The sequence below is a fragment of the Caulobacter sp. FV1ye6ST genome (genome assembly GCF_058681225.1).
Window position 1 is genome coordinate 1,077,966 of sequence record NZ_CM178733.1, and the last position, 17,499, is coordinate 1,095,464.

The following is a 17,499-nucleotide window of genomic DNA, read 5'->3' on the forward strand; positions in this document are numbered from 1 at the left end:
GAAGCGTCGGAACCTTTGCTAGCGGTGTTGGCTCGGCAATTCCAACTCTTCGCCGCCTCACACGCGATTTTTGTTGGTAGCGGTACCAGTCGGCGCGTGCGTTCCGGCGCAATTCCAGCTCTTATAAGTAATAAATCTATTATATAGTGCCTGTGCTTCGGGCGCCGTCCGCCCCGTTCCTCGGCGCTCTTCCTTCCCGGGCGGCCCGAAGGGGCATGGTGCTGGACAGGGCGCCCCGAGCGACCGAGCATCGACTCGGCAATGAGATCCGAGGGCGGAGCATGAGCGGACTGACGACACATATCCTCGACCAGGCGGCCGGCAAGCCGGCGGCCGATGTCGCGGTCCGCGTGTCGCGACGGGAGGGCTCCGACCTTTCGCTGCTGGCGGAATTCCGCACGGATTCCGACGGCCGTGCGCGGCTTGTCGCCGGCGAGGACCTGAAGGTCGGCGCCTACCGTCTGGAATTCGCGATCGGCGCGCATTTCGCGGCCTCCGGTCCGCCCGTCACCGACCCGCCGTTCCTGGACGTGGTGGTCATCGATTTCGCCGTCTCCAATGTCGAGCAGCACTGGCACGTGCCGCTGCTGGTCTCGCCGTACGGCTATTCCACCTACCGGGGCAGCTGATGGGCGAGACGATCCGCTTTCTGTTGGACGGCGAGGCGCATGAGGTGCGCGGCGCCAACCCGACGACGACCCTTCTGGAGCACCTGCGCGGCCCGCTGCGTCGGACAGGGACCAAGGAGGGCTGCGCCGAGGGTGACTGCGGCTCCTGCACGGTGCTGGTCGGCGAGGCCGACGGCGAGGGCCCAGAGGGGAGCATCTCCTGGCGGGCGGTCAACAGCTGCATCCAGTTCCTGCCCATGCTGCACGGCAAGGCGCTACTGACGGTCGAGAGCTTGGCCAAAAGCGGGGCGCTGCATCCGGTGCAGCAGGCCATGGTCGACAAGCACGGCTCGCAGTGCGGCTTTTGCACGCCGGGCATCGTCATGTCGCTTTACGGCCGTGCGATCGCGGCCAAGGGCGCGTCCGCGCCGGTCGGCGAGGTGCTGGCCGGGAACCTCTGCCGCTGCACAGGCTATGGTCCGATCATCGAGGTCGCCAAGGGCGTGGCGGCCGAGGCGGCGCCGGCGGTCGATCTGTCGGCGGTGCGTGACGAGACGATGCTGAGTCTCAGCTATGAGGACGAGATTCACGGCGTCACCCGAACGTGGCTGTCGCCGCGCACGGTCGACGAGTTGGCCCAGGCCTATCTGGAGCATCCAGAGGCGACGATCGTGGCCGGCGCCACCGATGTCGGGCTGTGGGTCACCAAGCAGCGGCGTCCGCTGCCGACCCTGATCAGCGTGTCCGAGGTCGCTGAGCTGAAAGTGCTGGAGGACACCGCCGAAGGCCTGCGCATCGGCGCCGGCGTTCGCTATGTCGACGCCATCGAGGCGGTGGCCAGGCTCTATCCGGATCTCGGCGCCATGATGCGTCGACTGGGCTCCACCCAGGTGCGCAACAGCGGCACGATCGGCGGCAATATCGCCAACGGCTCGCCGATCGGCGATATGCCGCCGGCGCTGATCGCGGCGGGGGCGACGCTCGTTCTGCGGCGGGGCCAGGCGCGGCGCGAGATGCCGCTGGAGGACTTCTTCCTCGACTACGGCAAGCAGGACCGCCGGTCGGGCGAGTTCGTCGAGGCGGTGATCGCGCCGCGCCTGGACGCCGGCCGGATCTTCAAGGTCTTCAAGCTGTCCAAGCGCTTCGACCAGGACATCTCGGCGGTGTGCGGGGCGTTCTCGCTGGCGGTCGAGGGCGGCGTCGTCACCGACGCGCGCATCGCGTTCGGCGGCATGGCCGGGACGCCCAAGCGGGCGAAGGCCTGCGAGGCGTCGCTGGTGGGGCAGCCCTGGAGCGAGGCGACGATTGCCGCCGCCATGGCCGCGCTCGATACGGACTACGCGCCGATGAGCGATATGCGCGCCTCGGCCGCCTACCGGTCGCTGACCGCCAGGAACATGCTGCGCAAGGTGTTCCTGGAGAGCCAGGGCGCTGCTTCGGAAACCCGCGTGGTTCCGGAGAGCGCTCATGGCTGACTCCGCCGCGACCACTCCCGTTCAGAGCGCCGCTTTCCAAGGCGTCTCAGCACCGCTGCCGCACGACAGCGCGGCCCGACACGTGGCGGGCTCGGCGGTCTATATCGACGACATGCCCGAGCCGGCTGGCCTGCTGCACGTGGCCTTCGGCATGAGCGCCCAGGCGCACGCGAAGATCATGAAGATGGACCTGTCGGCCGTCCGCGCCGCGCCGGGCGTGGTGTTGGTGCTGTCGGCCAGAGACATTCCCGGTGAGAACGACGTCAGTCCGGTCCTCCACGACGACAAGCTTTTCGCTGATGGCGAGGTCTATTGCGTCGGCCAGAGCCTGTTCGCCGTCGCCGCCACCTCGATCGCCGCCGCCCGCGCCGCCGTCGGCCGGGCCGTGGTGGAGTACGAAGACCTGCCTGTCGCCGTCGACATCGCCGCCGCGCGCGCGATGGACCTGAAGATCGAGGCCAGCCAGCGCATGGCGCGGGGCGACGCCCAGGCCGCGCTGGCGACGGCGCCGCGCCGCGTCCAGGGCCGGTTCGCGATCGGCGGCCAGGACCACTTCTATCTCGAGGGCCAGGTCGCGCTGGCGACGCCGGGCGAAGACGGCGATGTCCACATCTGGTCCTCGACCCAGCACCCCAGCGAGGTCCAGCACCTGGTCGCCCGCGTGCTGGATCGGCCGCACACCGCCGTCACCGTCGAGGTCCGCCGCATGGGCGGAGGCTTCGGCGGCAAGGAGACCCAAGCCTCGCTATTCGCCGCGGCCGCCGCCCTGGTCGCGGTGAAGACCGGCCGCGCCGCCAAGTGCCGGCCGGACCGCGACGAGGACATGGTCATGACCGGCAAGCGGCATGACTTCGAAGTCGCCTACGATGTCGGCTTCGACGACGACGGCCGGTTGACCGGGCTGTCGCTGGAACTCGCGTCGCGCTGCGGGGCGACGACCGACCTGTCGATGGCGATCAACGACCGGGCGATGTTCCACGCCGACAACAGCTACTTCCTGCCGGCGGTCGAGATCCTGTCGCACCGGTTCAAGACCCACACGGTCTCGAACACGGCCTTCCGGGGCTTTGGCGGGCCGCAAGGGATGCTGGCCATCGAGCGGGTGATGGACGCGGTCGCCGCCGCCACCGGCCTCGATCCCTTGGCGGTGCGTCGCCGCAACCTCTATGGCGGCGAGGGTCGCGACCTGACGCCCTACCACCAGGTGGTCGAGGACAACGTCGCGCCGCAGCTGATCGACGAGCTGGCCGCCTCCTGCGCCTATGAGGCCCGTCGCCGCGAGATCGAGGCGTTCAATCGGACCAGCCCGGTGCTGAAGAAGGGCATCGCCCTGACGCCGGTGAAGTTCGGGATCTCGTTCACCACCACCCACCTGAACCAGGCAGGCGCGCTGATCCACCTCTATGCCGACGGCTCGATCATGCTGAACCACGGCGGGACCGAGATGGGGCAGGGGCTGAACATCAAGATCGCCCAGATCGTCGCCAACGCCTTCCAGGTCGAGATCGGTCGGGTGAAGATCACCGCGACCGTGACCGACAAGGTGCCCAACACCTCAGCCACCGCCGCCTCGTCGGGCGCGGACCTGAACGGCATGGCGGCGCTGAACGCGGCCGAGACGATCAAGGCGCGGCTGGTCGAATTCGCGGCTGGGAAGTGGGGCGTCGCGCCACACGAAATCGCCTTCACGCCAGACGGCGTTCGGGTCGGCGCGGAGACGTTCGAGTTCGGCTGGTTCGCCCGCCAGGCCTATCTGGCGCGGGTGTCGCTGTCGGCGACCGGCTTCTACGCCACGCCCAAGATCCACTACGACCGCGCGACGCATACAGGCCGGCCGTTCTACTACTTCGCCTATGGCGCGGCATGCAGCGAGGTGCTGATCGACACCCTGACCGGCGAGATGAAGGTCACCCGGGCCGACATCCTGCACGACGTCGGCAAGTCGCTGAATCCGGCCATCGATCTGGGCCAGATCGAAGGCGGCTTCATCCAGGGCATGGGCTGGCTGACGACCGAGGAACTGGTCTACGACGCGCAAGGCCGCCTGCGGACCCACGCGCCGTCGACCTACAAGATCCCGACCATCGGCGACCGACCGGCGCACCTGGATGTTCGCCTGTGGAAGGCCGGCCGCAATGTCGAAGCGACGGTGCACCGCTCCAAGGCCGTGGGCGAGCCGCCGCTGATGCTGGCGATCTCGGTCTACAGCGCGATCAACCATGCCGTGGCCAGCGTCGGCGACTACCGAGTGTTTCCTCAACTGGACGCGCCCGCCACGCCCGAGGCGATCCTGATGGCCTGCGAGGACGTGCGAGCGAGGGCGGCCGATGCGTAACTGGGCTCGCGCCGCCCTGGCTCGCCTCGACGTCCACGACGAGGCGGCCCTGGTCACCGTGCTGGCTACCGAGGGCTCGGCCCCGCGTGAGGCCGGGACCAAGATGGTCGTCTGGCGCGGCGGACAGTCGGGCACGATCGGCGGCGGCAATCTGGAGTATCGCGTCGCCGACCAGGCCCGGCGGATGCTCGATGCCGGCCAGGCCCATTTCGCGATCCAGGATTATCCGCTGGGCCCATTGCTGGCCCAATGCTGTGGCGGCCGGGTGCGCCTGTTCCTGGAGCGCCTGAACGACAACAGCCGCGACTGGCTGACCGACGCCGCCAAGCGGATGGACGCGGCCCAGCCGTTCGAGGTTCGCACCCGCTTCGACCCTGGCCTGCTGACCAAGATGGTCGCGCCGATCCTGGCCACGGATGGCGCGGGCCCCGCGGTCTCGTTCGGCGATGCGCCCGCCACCGCGCGCGGAGCCCGACCGGACCTGGGCGAGGTGATGGTCGAGCGCGCGGATGCGCCGCGTCCGCCGCTGCTGCTGTTCGGCGCCGGCCATGTCGGGCAGGCCATCGCCAAGGCCTTCGAGCCGCTGCCTTTTCGTCTCGCCTGGTACGACACCCGACCCGAAACCGCCGACATCCCCGGCGTCACGGTGCTGGCGCCCGCCGAGGTGGCCGCGAAGGCCATGGGCGCCAGCCCCGACGCCTACGGCCTCGTCCTGACCCACGACCACGCCCTGGACTACGCGCTGGTCTCGGCCGGGCTGGCGGGGGGCGGATTTTGTTTCTTCGGCGTCATCGGTTCGAAGACCAAGCGCGCTAGGTTCATGAGCCGGTTGCGAGACGATGGTTTCTCGGAGTCGGTGCTGACCCGCCTGACCAGTCCCATCGGCCTGCCGCAGCTGAAGAGCAAGGCGCCGGAGGTAATCGCGGTCTCGGTGGCGGCCGACCTGCTGATGCGCCAGGAAGCGGCGCGCATTCGAAACGACGAGAGCGCCAGTGCAGGCTTATAGGGCGTCGATCCTCCACCTGGTGGATGATCCGACCAAGAACGCGGAGGCCGTGGCCTTCCATGAGGACGGCCTGTTGCTGGTCGAGGACGGCCGCGTCGCCGGCTGCGGCGCCTATGCCGAGCTGTCACCGTGGCTGGGCGACGCCGAGCTGCATGACCTGACGGGCCATCTGATCACGCCGGGCTTCATCGACACCCACATCCACTTCCCGCAGGTCGACGTCATCGCCGCCCACGGCAAGCAGCTGCTGGACTGGCTGGAGCAGCACACCTTCCCGGCCGAGGCGGCCTTCGCCGATCCCAAGCACGCGACCGACGCGGCGGCGTTCTTCATCGACGAACTGCTGCGCAACGGCACCACGACGGCGCTGGTGTTCGGCTCGGTGCACAAGGTCTCGGTCGACGCCCTGTTCGCCGAGGCCTATGCGCGCGACATGCGGCTGATCGCCGGCAAGGCGCTGATGGACCGCAACGCGCCGGACGGCTTGACCGACACGGTCGAGAGCAGTCGCGCCGACATGGAGCAGTTGATCGCCGACTGGCACGGCAAGGGGCGGCTCGGCTACGCCGTCACCCCGCGCTTCGCGATCAGCTGTAGCGACGAACAGCTGGCCATGGCCGGCGAGGTCCTGGAGGCGCATCCCGACATCTGGATGCAGACCCACCTGTCGGAGAACATCCACGAGATCAAGGAGACGGCCCGCCTGTTTCCGAAGGCCAAGGACTATCTCGACGTCTATGACGGCTTCGGCCTGCTGCGCGAACGGTCCGTCTTCGCCCACTGCGTCCACCTGAAGGGCGACGCGTTCCGGCGGCTGGCGGCCAAGGGCGGGGCGGTGGCCTTCTGCCCGACGTCGAACCTGTTCCTGGGGTCGGGCCTGTTCCCACTGGAGGAGGCCTGTTCGCACGGGGTGAAGGTCGGCATGGGCACCGACGTCGGGGCCGGCACGACCTTCTCGATCCTCCACACCCTGGGCGAGGCCTACAAGGTCGGCCAACTGCGGGGCGACGCGCTGGATCCGTTCCACGCCCTATACCTGGCGACCCTGGGCGGGGCGCGGGCGCTGGATCTGGGCGACAAGATCGGCAATCTGGAGCCAGGCAAGGAGGCCGACTTCCTGGTGCTGGACCTAGCCGCGACGCCGCTGCTGGCGCGTCGACTGGCCGGGGCGAAGAGCCTGGAGAACAAGCTCTTCGCGCTGACCGTGCTGGGCGATGACCGGGTGGTGGCCCGGACCTATCTGGCGGGCGTGGAGCGGTACAGGCGCTAAGCGCCCATCGTCTCCGCATACAGCTTCAACAACCGCGCCCCATCCACCGCCACCGTCGCGGCCTGGATCGGCTGATCGTCCCAGGCTGACGGGCCGAACAGCTCGCCTTCCGGCGCCTGGCAGGTCTGACCCAGGGCCACGCCCTCGGTCACCACGCGCACCGAACCGCGGCGCACCTTGAAAAGCGTCGGATCGATCACGAAGGCCACCGCGGCGGCGTCGTGCACGCAGCAGCCGACGATGCCGTCGCGGCCGCCGTAGAAGGCGGCATAGGGCTTGGAGATCGCGTTCAGGAACTGCCCGGCGTCGCTACCCGTGGCGGCCAAGGCGTCCATATAGTCCGGCGACATCACCACCTGGGTGGTCACGTCCAGGCTGACGGCGGTCAGGTTCCAGGGGGCGGTGAACACCTGGTCGGCGGCTTCCGGGTCGTTCCAGATATTGGCCTCGGCCACCGGGGTGACATTGCCTGGCTTGCCGGCCACGCCGAACGCGCCGCCCATGATGACGACCGACTTCAGCAGGGTGGCGACCTCGGGATCGGCCTTCAGCGCCAGGGCCAGGTTGGTCAGCGGACCGACGGCGCAAAGCACGACCTCGCCCGGATACTGGCGCGCCAGGTCGATGATCGCCTGGTGGGCCGGCTTGGCTTCCGGCCGCGCGGCGACAAGGCCGGTCAGTTCGACATCGCCCAGGCCGTTCTCGCCGTGCACGAAGGTCGGCGAGGGGTTGCGCGGCCGGGTCAGCGGCTTGTCGGTTCCCTTGTAGACCGGGGCCGTCAGGCCGAAGCGGTCCTTCAGATACAGCGCGTTGCGTGTCGTGGTGTCGATGTCGGAATTACCGAAGATGGTCGTCACCGCGATCAGCTCGAGGGCGGGGCTCGCCTCGATGAACAGCAGCGCCATGGCGTCATCGATGCCGGGATCGGTGTCGAAAATGATCTTGGTCGGGGTCGTGGCGTTCATGGCGGAGGCTCTAGCGCTTTTCTTGTTCTGGAGCGAGGCGCTGGTCGGCCCCGCCTTGCATCAGGGACACGTGGGCCGAGGCGACCTTCCAGCCGGCCTCGGTGCGGATCCAGGTCTGGCTCTGGCGACCGATCTTGCCGCTGTCGTCGCGGCGGAATTCGACATGGGCGACGGCGAAGTCCGCGCCGAAGGTGGTGATCTCGGTCCGCAGCCGCGTGCGCGGCGGCGAGCCGCCGGCCCGGCCGACGCGGAAGGCGGCGATCTCGTCGAAGCTCCACAGGTTCTCGGCCACGCCCAGACGCACGGTGTGGGGAGAGTTCCAGAACGCGCCGTCCAGGGCCTCGACGTCGTTGCTCATCAGCGCCGCCTCATAGGCGTCGACCACAGCCGTCACCTCGGCCAGCACGGCGGGATCGTTGACGATCATAGGGCGCCCTTCGGGGGATGGGCGGCCACGACGCCTTCGCGCTGCAGGCGCAGGGCGGCGGCGAAGGCCAGGTCCTCGCGCCAGGCCGGGGCGATGATCTGCACGCCGATGGGCAGTTGGCCCGGACGGTTCACGGGGGCGGCCACGACGGGCAGGCCGATATAGCTGATCGGCTGGGTGAAGGCGCCCAGGTTCTTGCGCACCGAGACGGGTACGCCGTCCATCTCCATGGTCGCCTGGCCGATCGGCGGAGCGGGGCAGACCGACGAGGGCGCCAGAAGGATATCGCAGCGCTGGAAGGCCTCGCGAACCTCGTCGCGGAAGACCGTGCGGAAGCGTTGGGCGGCTTCGTGGACGCCGTCCGGCAGCAGGGCGCCGGCCAGCAGGCGGTCGCGCACAGCCGGATCGTAGTCCATGGCGCGGGCGGCCAGGTCGGCGTGATGCAGCTCTCCCCCCTCGAAGGCGGTCAGGCAAAAGGCCGCGGCCCGGGCGGCGACCGCGTTCGGCAAGGTGACGAGGTCGTCGGCCTTCAGCGCCGAGCCGACACGGCCAAGGGCCTCGAGCACCTCGGGGAAAGCGCCCTGCTGGAACCAGCCGCCCAGCACGCCGACCCGCAAGGGACGTTCCGCCAGCTCGTCGAGGCGATCGGCCAGCGGCTCGGCGTCGCGGAGGCAGATGGGATCACCTTCGGGATCGGGCCCCTGCAGAACATCATAGGCCAGGGCCAGGTCCTCGACCGACCGGGCGAACGGACCGACATGGTCCAGGCTCTCGACGAACGGAAATACCCCCTGGCGCGACAGACGACCATAGGTCGGCTTGAGGCCGAAGACGCCGCACAGGCTGGCCGGGATGCGGATCGAACCGTTGGTGTCCGAGCCCAGTGTCAGGGGAACCAGCCCCGCCGCCACGGCTGCGGCCGAGCCGCCCGACGAGCCGCCGGCGATCCGGGTAGGGTCATGCGGGTTATGGACCGGCCCGTCATGGGCGTTCTCGGTGACGAAGCCGTAGGCGAACTCGTCCATGTTCAGCGCGCCCACGAGGATCGCGCCGGCGGTGGTCAGGCGCTGGACCAGGGTCGCGTCGCGGGTAGGCGGGGCGGAGTCGCGGCGGATCTTCGAGCCGGCCAAGGTCGGCAGGCCTTCCAGATCGAACAGGTTCTTCACCGCCACGGGCACGCCGGCCAGCGGACCGACAGGACGGCCGGCGGCGATCTCGGCGTCGACCGCTTCGGCGGCGGCCAGGGCGCGCTCGGCGGTCACGGCGGTGAAGGCGTTGATCCCCCCGTCCAGGCGCTGGATGCGCGAGAGGGTGGCCTCGGTCACGGCCCGGGCGGTGACGCGGCCGGCGCGGACCTCGCCGGCGATCTCGACGACGCTGCAGAAGCTCACGGCTGGAAGGTCTCCGACGGTTCGCCGGCTTGGTCGCCGAGCGCCGAAACGAACAGCGACGCCTGGGTGCGCAGCAGGGCGACATTGTCGATCACGGTCGGCAGGACGTCCGGCGACAGGACCAGATCGCGCGCGGCGGCGCGGGCGGCCGTCCACGGCGCGATCTCAGGATCCTTGAGGTCCAGGAAGGCCTTTGTGTCCGCGTCCAACGCCATGCGGTCTCCCCCTCGAAAGGCAGCAAGTAAGAAAAAACTTCATACACCCGTGTTCGCGGGAGTCGCCAGCCCCGCCGACCCCGGAAGGGCGCATCGCCCAAGCCCGCGCCATCGTGGCGTCCGATCGCCCGCGTCGCGAGCAGGCAGGGACGATCGCGTCTCGCGGCGCCCGTCAGCCCTAGCCGCCGAGCCCCCGCCGACGCGAGATGTGCTTGTAAGAAGGAACTTACTTGATGACGCACCACCGGCTGGCTTCCACCCCCGACACCGTCCGCTTCGGCATGTTCGACGCGGCCTTCGATCCCGTGCTGACGGTGAACTCGGGCGACAGCGTCACCTTCGAGTGTGTGTCGGGCGGGGTCGAGGTCATGCCGCCGCCGGGTTCGCCTCTCGTCGTGCCGCCGGCGCTGCGGGCGATCCACGACAGCAATCCGCCGAGGATCGGTCCGCACATCCTGACCGGCCCCGTCGCCATCGCCGGCGCCGAACCGGGCGACACGCTGGAGGTGCGGATCGAGGCGATCGAGCCGAACAACGACTGGGGCTACTGCGCTGTCCGTCCCCTGGCCGGCACCCTGCCGGAGGACTTTCCCGAGCGCTATGTCAGCCACATCGCCGTCGATCGCGCGGCGGGAACCTGCAAGCCCGAGTGGGGCCCCGAACTGCCGCTGGCGCCGTTCTTCGGCACCATGGGCGTCGCCCCGCCGGCCAAGTACGGCCGCCTCTCCAGCCGCGAGCCCCGTGAGCATGGCGGCAACATGGACAACAAGGAGCTGGTCGCCGGCTCGACCCTCTTCCTGCCGGTGTGGGTTCCGGGGGCGAACTTCTCGGTCGGCGACGGCCATGGCCGGCAGGGCGACGGCGAGGTCTGCGTCAACGCCCTGGAGATGGGCCTGACCGGGACCTTCACCTTCGTACTTCACAAGGCCGGGGAACCCTTCGAATGGCCGCGCGCCGAAACGCCGACCCACTACATCTTGATGGGCTTCAACGAGGATCTCGACCTCGCCATGAAGCAGGCCCTGCGCCAGACGATTGACTTCATCACCGCCCGCTCGCCCCTGAGCCGCGTGCAAGCCTATCAGTTCTGCTCCCTGGCCGTGGACTTCCGCGTGACCCAGACCGTCAACGGCGAGAAGGGCGTCCACGCGCTGTTGGCCAAGGGACTGTTGTTCTAGAACGAAACGACCGCGCCAAACTGGCACAGGACTGGGTCCTGATGGTCCGGAAACGCTGAAGTCGCTCCGGCCCGCCTCTTGCACTCGCTAGGTCACGCTGAGGTTGCAGTGTGTGGCGAGGGGTTGAGGCGATGGATATTCGGGGCACGGAAAGCGCGGACGTTCTTAACGGCGGCGCGGGCGATGACGTCATTTACGGCTTTGGCGGCAACGACACCCTGAAGGGCGGCGCGGGCGACGACGTCCTGGCCGGCAATGACGGCAACGACATCCTGCAGGGCGGCGACGGCGACGACTACCTCCAGGGCGGCCCTGGAAATGACACGATCGACGGCGGCGCCGGCAGCGATTGGGCGGGTTATGATGACGCCACGGCCGGCGTGAAGATCGACCTCAACATCACCGGCGCGCAGAACACGGGCGGCTCCGGGACCGACAGGCTGACCGCGATCGAGAACCTCCACGGCTCGGCCTTCAACGACACGCTCATCGGCGACGCCAAGGACAACGTCATCATTGGCGACGACGGCGCCGACACGATCAGCGGCGGCAAGGGAGACGACACCCTGTTCGGCTCGGCCGGCGCCGACACACTGGACGGCGGCGACGGCGACGACTGGCTGGTCGGCGGGGCGGGCGACGACGTGATCAAGGGCGGCGCGGGCAGTGACTGGGCCTCCTACGAGGACGCCACGGCCGGCGTGAAGGTCGACCTGACCAAGACCTCGGCCCAGGACACGGTCGGCGCCGGCAAGGACACCCTGACGGGTGTCGAGAACGTGTGGGGTTCGGCGTTCGACGACACCCTGACGGGCGACGCTGGCAGCAACTACCTGTTTGGCGCGGCTGGAAACGACACCCTGTCCGGCGGCGCGGGCGACGACTTCTTCGCGGGCGGCGCGGGCGTGAACGTCATCGACGGCGGGGCCGGCAACGACACGATCGACTATGCGATGAGCGACGTCGGGGTCGATATCGACCTGTCTCGCAACACCGCCACCAGCCGCACCGACGGCTCGATCAAGGACACGCTGTCCTCGATCGAGCTGGTGACGGGCTCGACCCACGACGACACGATCGTCGGCAATGACGCCGAGAACTATCTGTTCGGCGACGCGGGCGATGACGTCCTCACCGCGGTGGGCGGTCACGACACGCTGGACGGCGGCGATGGCGACGACATTCTGCGAGGCAGCTTCCGCGAGCCTGGCGATCTGCTGCTGGGCGGTGAGGGTAATGACACCGTCATCGTGTGGACCGGACCCGGAAGCGAGGGCCTGACGACGGTCGACGGCGGCGCCGGCGTAGACCTCCTGTCGTTCGCGGCTGTCTACGACATCACCTTCGACCTGAGGAACACCGGCGATCAGCTGATCGCGCCGGGCGTCCACATGGTGGCGCGGAACTTCGAGAACGTCACGGGCGGCGCGGGAAATGATCACCTGACCGGCGACGCGAGCGGCAACATCTTGAACGGCGGCGCGGGCGATGACGTGCTGGACGGCGGCGCGGGCTTCGACATCGCCTCGTACGAGGGCGGCCCTGGCGTCAGGGTGGACCTTTCCAAGGCCGGCGCGCCGCAGGACACCCAAGGCGCGGGCATGGACACCCTGATCAATATCCAAGGCCTCCGGGGCTCCAGCCTGGGCGACATCCTGATCGGCGACGCCAAGGACAACACGCTGGAAGGCAGCTCGGGCAACGATATCCTGGACGGTGGCGCCGGTGTCGACACGGCGATCTTCTGGGGCAACGCCTCGGACTACAGCTGGACGCTGAACATCAACGGGACCTGGACGGTGAAGGGGCTGGACGGCGTCGACACCCTGCTGAACATCGAGACCCTGAAGTTCAACGACAAGACGGTGACGCTGTCGCCGTCGGCGACGACGGTGACGGTGGATGACTTGGTCGAGGCTGCGGCACCCAAGTCCATCATCAGCGCCGGTGCAGGCGTTCTGCAGGACGCCATCGTCTCGGCGGACGGCCAGACCATCTATGTGTCGGACAAGGACGGCTACGTCACTGCCTTCAATGCCGCGACCGCCCAAACACTCGGCCGCTGGAAGGTGGGAACGACCTTGGGCGGCATGGATCTGTCGCCGGAAGGCCATTATCTCGTCGTCGCCGAACGGGCGGTAGAAGCTGCAACCGGAGATCAGTGGGGCTTTAAGGCGACCGTCCAGGTCCACGTTCTTGATCTGACGACCGGAGCCGTTCGCAACTATGCAACTACAGCCACTGGGTACGATCGCGGCTTTGCAGATGCAGCCTTCCAAGAGAACGGCAAGGTCATCCTCACTCAGGATTTCGCGGGGTCCGGTTTTACCCCGGTGTGGTCTCTGGACTTGGCGAGCGGCCAGTTCTCGAAGACGGGAAACTTCGACGTTCCGGGGAACTTGACCTCGCAAAGCGGGGTACTCTCGGCCAGTGACAACGGCGGCGTCATTCTGGTGGCCCCGCAGAACATCTCCGACGCGCCCCTATTCATCCTCACCGCAGGCAAGGGGGTTACCGCAAGCCACGGCGGTTACGCCGACGGAGTCTCGGGGTTCAATTTCGGGATCCAGGCCATTTCCGGCAATGGCGCGTTCGTTGCGCAAGGAATCTATCCGAACCAGCTCAACGTGTATGACGGAAATCTGAAGTACCTCGTCGATCTTACCAAGTTGCACCCGGAAATCTCTGGTCTGTTCGGCATGGATTTCAGCGCAGACGGCAAGCACTTCTTCGTGGTTGATCACGCGTCAGACCGGATCTTCGAATATTCGACCGCCGACTGGTCGCTTGAGAATGCCTACTCTCTGAGCTTTGACATCAAGCAGGGCGAGTTCTGGAATTCGGGCTCACAGTTCGGCGATCGCGTCACGCTCAGCGACGACGGCCGCCGCATGGTCCTGTTCAATGGCCAAGAGGTGTTGTCCCTCAACCTGGACAGGATGAACCCGGACGGGGGATCTGACGCGGCGAACGTCATCGTGGGGACCGAGCAAGCCGATAAGCTGTTCGGTTACGGCGGCGACGACATCATCACCGGCGGCAAGGGCGCCGACACCCTGATCGGCGGAAAGGGCGTCGACACCTTCGTGTTCGGCGCCGGCGACACGACCTGGTCGGCCACTAGCGACGCGGGTGTCGACGTGATCACCGACTGGGAGGCCAGCGACAAGCTGTCGTTCGGTTCGCTCGCGACGGGCTTCCAGATCAGCAGGCTGCCGGCGAACAGCTGGCAGGAGGCCCTCGCGGACGCCACGCAGCCTATCGGGGCGGGAACCGCAGCCTACCTAGCCTATCAGGTCGGAGCGGACGTTTATGTGTTCTATAAGCCTAACGGTACGACGGGCGTCATCGAGAACGTGGTCAAGCTGGCCAACACCACGCTCGACAAGATCGACGTGACGACCTTCATTCCGAACGTGGCCCTGCCGCTCGACGGCGACGACGGCGCCAATGTCCTTGCAGGCGGGGCGCTGGACGATTTCATCAACGGCAAAGGCGGCGCCGACATCATCAACGGCGGTAAGGGCAATGATGTCCTGACCGGCGGCGCCGGCGCGGACGTCTTCAAGTTCTTGGCGGGCGAAGGTCTATTCAACCCGAAGCTTCAGAACTTCGACACGATCACTGACTTCGGTTCGGATGACAAGCTGGCGTTCTCCGGCGCGCCAGCGGTGGTCCAAAACACAGACATCTTCCATGCGACACTGGGTGTGAACGCCAATGGAACGTTTACCGCCCTATCGCAACTCGTGATTGAAGCCTACAGCAACGAGTACCTTACGGGCGTCTTAGGTCATAAATACCTCGTCATCGGCGCTGGCGCCGACACCTACGTCATCGCCGACGACGACCCGTTACGTCCTGGCTACGATCAGGTCGTCCTGCTCAAGAACGTCTCCTCGTCCCTCGTGACGGCCGACATGTTCATGGCCGCCTAACCGACTTCCCACCGCAACCTCTCTCGCGCCCCCTACGTTGACCTGGCGTCGGCGTAGGGGCTTCTTGCTCCGGTCGGACGCCCGTCGCGACGATCGGGCTCCTTGGAGGAAGCGTATGAAATCGATCCTGCCCGTGGTCGCGATGCTGGCCCTGACCGCTTGCTCGCCCCAGCCCGACGCCGACAAGAAGGCCGAGGCGCCCGTCGTCGCCGCGCCGGCCGCGACCGCGCTGAAGCCGCCCAAGGCCGACATCCCGGCCGGCGACTACACGCTGGACAAGTCGCACGCGTCGCTGGTGTTCAAGGTCAGCCACCTAGGCTTCTCGAACTACACAGCTGGCTTCGCCGATTTCGACGCCAAGCTGCGGTTCGACCAGAACAACGCAGCCGTCAGTACGCTGGAAGCGACGATTGATCCGCGATCGCTGACGCTGCCGTCGCCGCCCGCCGGCTTCCAGCAGACGCTGGCCGGGCCGCAGTGGCTGAACGCGGCGACCTATCCGGCCATCACCTTCAAGTCGACCAAGGTCGAGATCACCGGTCCCGACACCGGCAAGGTGACCGGCGACCTGACCCTGCATGGCGTGACCAAGCCGGTCGTGCTGGATGTGACCTATAACGGCGGCTATCCGGGCCATCCGATGGATCCGCACGCCCGCGTCGGCTTCTCGGCCAAGGGCGCGTTCAAGCGCTCGGACTTCGGCATCGCCTATGGCGTCCCGGCGCCGGGCACGACCATGGGCGTCAGCGACGAGGTCCAGGTGACGATCGAGGCCGAGTTCAGCGGTCCGCCGCTGGCCACGGGTCGGGCAGCCGCGACGCCCAAGCCCTAACGCGCCCCCCGCGTGAGATAGGCTTCGAGCAGGCCCAGGGCGTGGTCCAGCCGCGCCTTGCGCCACTCGGGGGCGCTCATGTCGGTGTCCAGGGTCGCCGACAGCGAATAGCCGTTGGCCAGGTGAAAGCGGCTCATGGCCGCGATCGTCACGTAGATCTGCACGGGGTCGAGGTTCGGACCGAAGATCCCTTGCCGTTGGCCGCTCTCGATCAGCTTCTCGATCGTGCGGCGCAGGGGGAAGGCGGTCTCGGTGACCACGCGCGACTGGGCGGCGAACTTGCCGTGCTGCAGGTTCTCGTTCCGCAGCAGTCCCTCGAAGCGCGGGTTCTTCTCGAAATAGTCGAAGGTGAAGCGCTGCAATTCCAGAAAGCCGTCGAGCGGCTTGTCGAAGTCGATCTTCAGCTCGGCCTCGCGGGTGCGCAGGTCCATATAGGCGCTTTCGAGGACGGCCATGTACAGGCCCTTCTTGTCCCCGAAGTAGTGGTACAGCATCCGGATGTTGCACTTGGCGGCCTTGACGATCCGCTCGATGCGGGCGCCGGCGAAACCAGCCTGGGCGAACTCCTTCAAGGCCGCGGCGAGGATCGCCTTGCGGGTGCGCTCGGCGTTGCGCTTGCGAGGCGCGGCGTCACCCTCGGTCTTCGTGGTCGCGTCCAGGACGGCGTCGGTCACGGGATCTTGGCTCCCTGATTGATCCAGGCGCCCAACTGGGCGCGCTCCTCTACAGTCATGCTCGTCTCGTTGCCAAGGGGCATGCCGGTCGAGAGCACCGCCCGCTCACGGATTTTCGGCGCGTAGGTCTGGATATGCTCAGGCGTGTCGAAGGTCGCGCCTAACGGGGGCGCCGAGAAGCCCGCGTGCGTCGGCGTGGCGCTGTGGCACATGACGCAGTGCTTCTGGACGATCGCCTGGGCGGTGGCGAACGGCACCGGCGTGGTGATCTCGACCCTGTCCTTGGGCTTCGTGCTGGCCACGACCGTGGCGGCGAACACCAGCATCGCGCCGTAGAACAGGAAGTCGTGTCGGATCTTGCCGTGGTGCTTGAGCAGGAAGAACTGCCGGATCGAGATCCCGCCGGCGCTGATCATGGCCAGCAGCAGCCAGCTCAGCGGATGGCCGGTGACCATCGGATAGTGATTGCTGATCATGATGAAGATGACCGGCAGGGTCATGTAGGTGTTGTGCACCGATCGCTGCTTGCCCATCGCGCCCAGGCGCGGATCGACCGGGCGGCCGGCCAGCATGTCGGCGACGATCTTGCGCTGGTTGGGGATGATCACCAGGAACACGTTGGCGACCATGGCCGTGCCGATGATCGCGCCCACGTGGATGAAGGCGCCCCGGTCGCTGAACAGCTTGGACAGGACGTAGGCCGCCGCCGTCAGCGCGCCGAACCAGACGATCCCGAACCACACGCCGCGCTGGCCCAGGGACGAGCGGCACAGCGCCTCGTAGACCGCCAGACCGCCGAAGATGAAAGCCAGGCCCGTACCGATAGCGGCCGGCTGGCTGAAGGCGTGCTTGGCGGTGTCGATCAGATAGACCGGCGCCTGCCAGTAGTAGAGCACGATCAGCAAAGCAAAGCCCGACAGCCAGGTGGTGTAGGCCTCCCATTTGAACCAGTGCAGGTGGTCGGGCATGTGCGCCGGGGCCACCATGTACTTCTGAGAATGGTAGAAACCGCCGCCATGAACGGCCCACAGCTCGCCCTTCACCCCGTCCTTCTCGGGGACGGGCGCGCGCAGATTGTTGTCCAGCCAGACGAAGTAGAACGAGGCGCCGATCCAGGCGACGCCGGCGATCACGTGCAGCCAGCGCAGGCAAAGGTTCAGCCAGCCGGGAAGGTCGTAGTCCATC

Annotated in this window: 14 protein-coding genes; 8 read left to right on the plus strand and 6 right to left on the minus strand. The window is 67.6% G+C overall.

Annotated elements, in window-relative coordinates; all coding sequences use genetic code 11:
- Positions 1-281 precede the first annotated feature (281 nt).
- Genes uraH through guaD form a run of 5 tightly spaced genes read left to right on the plus strand, consistent with a single transcriptional unit; the run spans position 282 to position 6,694 of the window.
- The gene (gene uraH, locus ACW175_RS05305) at positions 282-629 is read left to right on the plus strand and encodes a hydroxyisourate hydrolase (protein ID WP_492103580.1); all 348 of its coding nucleotides are present in this window, start codon (positions 282-284) and stop codon (positions 627-629) included.
- A complete protein-coding gene (xdhA, locus tag ACW175_RS05310) occupies positions 629-2,083 on the plus strand; it encodes a xanthine dehydrogenase small subunit (RefSeq protein WP_492103581.1) in 1,455 nt (484 codons plus the stop codon). Before uraH ends, xdhA begins: the two co-directional genes overlap by 1 nt.
- Positions 2,076-4,418, plus strand: a complete 2,343-nt coding sequence (xdhB, locus tag ACW175_RS05315) for a xanthine dehydrogenase molybdopterin binding subunit (protein ID WP_492103582.1) — start codon at positions 2,076-2,078, stop codon at positions 4,416-4,418. The genes xdhA and xdhB overlap by 8 nt, the downstream gene beginning before the upstream one ends.
- The gene (gene xdhC / locus ACW175_RS05320; RefSeq protein WP_492103583.1) at positions 4,411-5,424 is read left to right on the plus strand and encodes a xanthine dehydrogenase accessory protein XdhC; all 1,014 of its coding nucleotides are present in this window, start codon (positions 4,411-4,413) and stop codon (positions 5,422-5,424) included. The genes xdhB and xdhC overlap by 8 nt, the downstream gene beginning before the upstream one ends.
- Entirely contained in the window at positions 5,411-6,694 is a 1,284-nt protein-coding gene (gene guaD, locus ACW175_RS05325) for a guanine deaminase (RefSeq protein ID WP_492103584.1), read from the plus strand. The genes xdhC and guaD overlap by 14 nt, the downstream gene beginning before the upstream one ends.
- Here guaD and ACW175_RS05330 read toward each other — a convergent pair.
- Genes ACW175_RS05330 through ACW175_RS05345 form a run of 4 tightly spaced genes read right to left on the minus strand, consistent with a single transcriptional unit; the run spans position 6,691 to position 9,692 of the window.
- Entirely contained in the window at positions 6,691-7,659 is a 969-nt protein-coding gene (locus tag ACW175_RS05330; RefSeq protein WP_492103585.1) for a nucleoside hydrolase, read from the minus strand. The genes guaD and ACW175_RS05330 overlap by 4 nt on opposite strands.
- A 10-nt stretch (positions 7,660-7,669) precedes the next feature.
- Positions 7,670-8,086 carry an oxalurate catabolism protein HpxZ gene (gene hpxZ, locus ACW175_RS05335; protein WP_492103586.1) on the minus strand — a complete coding sequence of 139 codons (417 nt, stop codon included), beginning with the start codon at positions 8,084-8,086 and terminating at the stop codon, positions 7,670-7,672.
- Complete coding sequence (locus ACW175_RS05340) at positions 8,083-9,477, minus strand: AtzE family amidohydrolase (protein ID WP_492103587.1); 1,395 nt, start codon at positions 9,475-9,477, stop codon at positions 8,083-8,085. The genes hpxZ and ACW175_RS05340 overlap by 4 nt, the downstream gene beginning before the upstream one ends.
- The gene (locus tag ACW175_RS05345; protein ID WP_492103588.1) at positions 9,474-9,692 is read right to left on the minus strand and encodes a hypothetical protein; all 219 of its coding nucleotides are present in this window, start codon (positions 9,690-9,692) and stop codon (positions 9,474-9,476) included. The genes ACW175_RS05340 and ACW175_RS05345 overlap by 4 nt, the downstream gene beginning before the upstream one ends.
- 230 nt (positions 9,693-9,922) lie before the next feature.
- On the opposite strand from ACW175_RS05345, the gene ACW175_RS05350 reads away from it, so the two are divergent.
- The 3 genes from ACW175_RS05350 (at position 9,923) to ACW175_RS05360 (ending at position 15,640) form a co-directional block, all read left to right on the plus strand.
- Complete coding sequence (locus tag ACW175_RS05350) at positions 9,923-10,870, plus strand: acetamidase/formamidase family protein (protein WP_492103589.1); 948 nt, start codon at positions 9,923-9,925, stop codon at positions 10,868-10,870.
- Positions 10,871-11,001: 131 nt separating this feature from the next.
- Entirely contained in the window at positions 11,002-14,808 is a 3,807-nt protein-coding gene (locus ACW175_RS05355; RefSeq protein WP_492103590.1) for a hypothetical protein, read from the plus strand.
- Positions 14,809-14,923: 115 nt separating this feature from the next.
- Positions 14,924-15,640, plus strand: coding sequence for a YceI family protein (locus tag ACW175_RS05360; protein ID WP_492103591.1), 717 nt, complete (start codon positions 14,924-14,926; stop codon positions 15,638-15,640).
- On the opposite strand, the gene ACW175_RS05365 is transcribed toward ACW175_RS05360, so the two are convergent.
- Together ACW175_RS05365 and ACW175_RS05370 are read right to left on the minus strand one after the other, a co-directional pair.
- On the minus strand, positions 15,637-16,314 hold the full coding sequence (locus tag ACW175_RS05365) for a TetR/AcrR family transcriptional regulator (protein ID WP_492103592.1): 678 nt from the start codon (positions 16,312-16,314) through the stop codon (positions 15,637-15,639). The two genes, ACW175_RS05360 and ACW175_RS05365, sit on opposite strands and share 4 nt — an antisense overlap.
- Positions 16,311-17,498, minus strand: coding sequence for a urate hydroxylase PuuD (locus ACW175_RS05370; protein WP_492103593.1), 1,188 nt, complete (start codon positions 17,496-17,498; stop codon positions 16,311-16,313). Before ACW175_RS05370 ends, ACW175_RS05365 begins: the two co-directional genes overlap by 4 nt.
- Position 17,499 lies beyond the last annotated feature (1 nt).

Coding starts and splice junctions, on each gene's coding strand:
- xdhB (WP_492103582.1), top strand. CDS start 2,076: ATGGCTGACTCCGCCGCGACCACTCCCGTTCAGAGCGCCGCTTTCCAA.
- ACW175_RS05360 (WP_492103591.1), top strand. CDS start 14,924: ATGAAATCGATCCTGCCCGTGGTCGCGATGCTGGCCCTGACCGCTTGC.
- xdhA (WP_492103581.1), top strand. CDS start 629: ATGGGCGAGACGATCCGCTTTCTGTTGGACGGCGAGGCGCATGAGGTG.
- ACW175_RS05330 (WP_492103585.1), bottom strand. CDS start 7,659: ATGAACGCCACGACCCCGACCAAGATCATTTTCGACACCGATCCCGGC.
- ACW175_RS05355 (WP_492103590.1), top strand. CDS start 11,002: ATGGATATTCGGGGCACGGAAAGCGCGGACGTTCTTAACGGCGGCGCG.
- xdhC (WP_492103583.1), top strand. CDS start 4,411: ATGCGTAACTGGGCTCGCGCCGCCCTGGCTCGCCTCGACGTCCACGAC.
- hpxZ (WP_492103586.1), bottom strand. CDS start 8,086: ATGATCGTCAACGATCCCGCCGTGCTGGCCGAGGTGACGGCTGTGGTC.
- ACW175_RS05370 (WP_492103593.1), bottom strand. CDS start 17,498: ATGGACTACGACCTTCCCGGCTGGCTGAACCTTTGCCTGCGCTGGCTG.
- uraH (WP_492103580.1), top strand. CDS start 282: ATGAGCGGACTGACGACACATATCCTCGACCAGGCGGCCGGCAAGCCG.
- ACW175_RS05345 (WP_492103588.1), bottom strand. CDS start 9,692: ATGGCGTTGGACGCGGACACAAAGGCCTTCCTGGACCTCAAGGATCCT.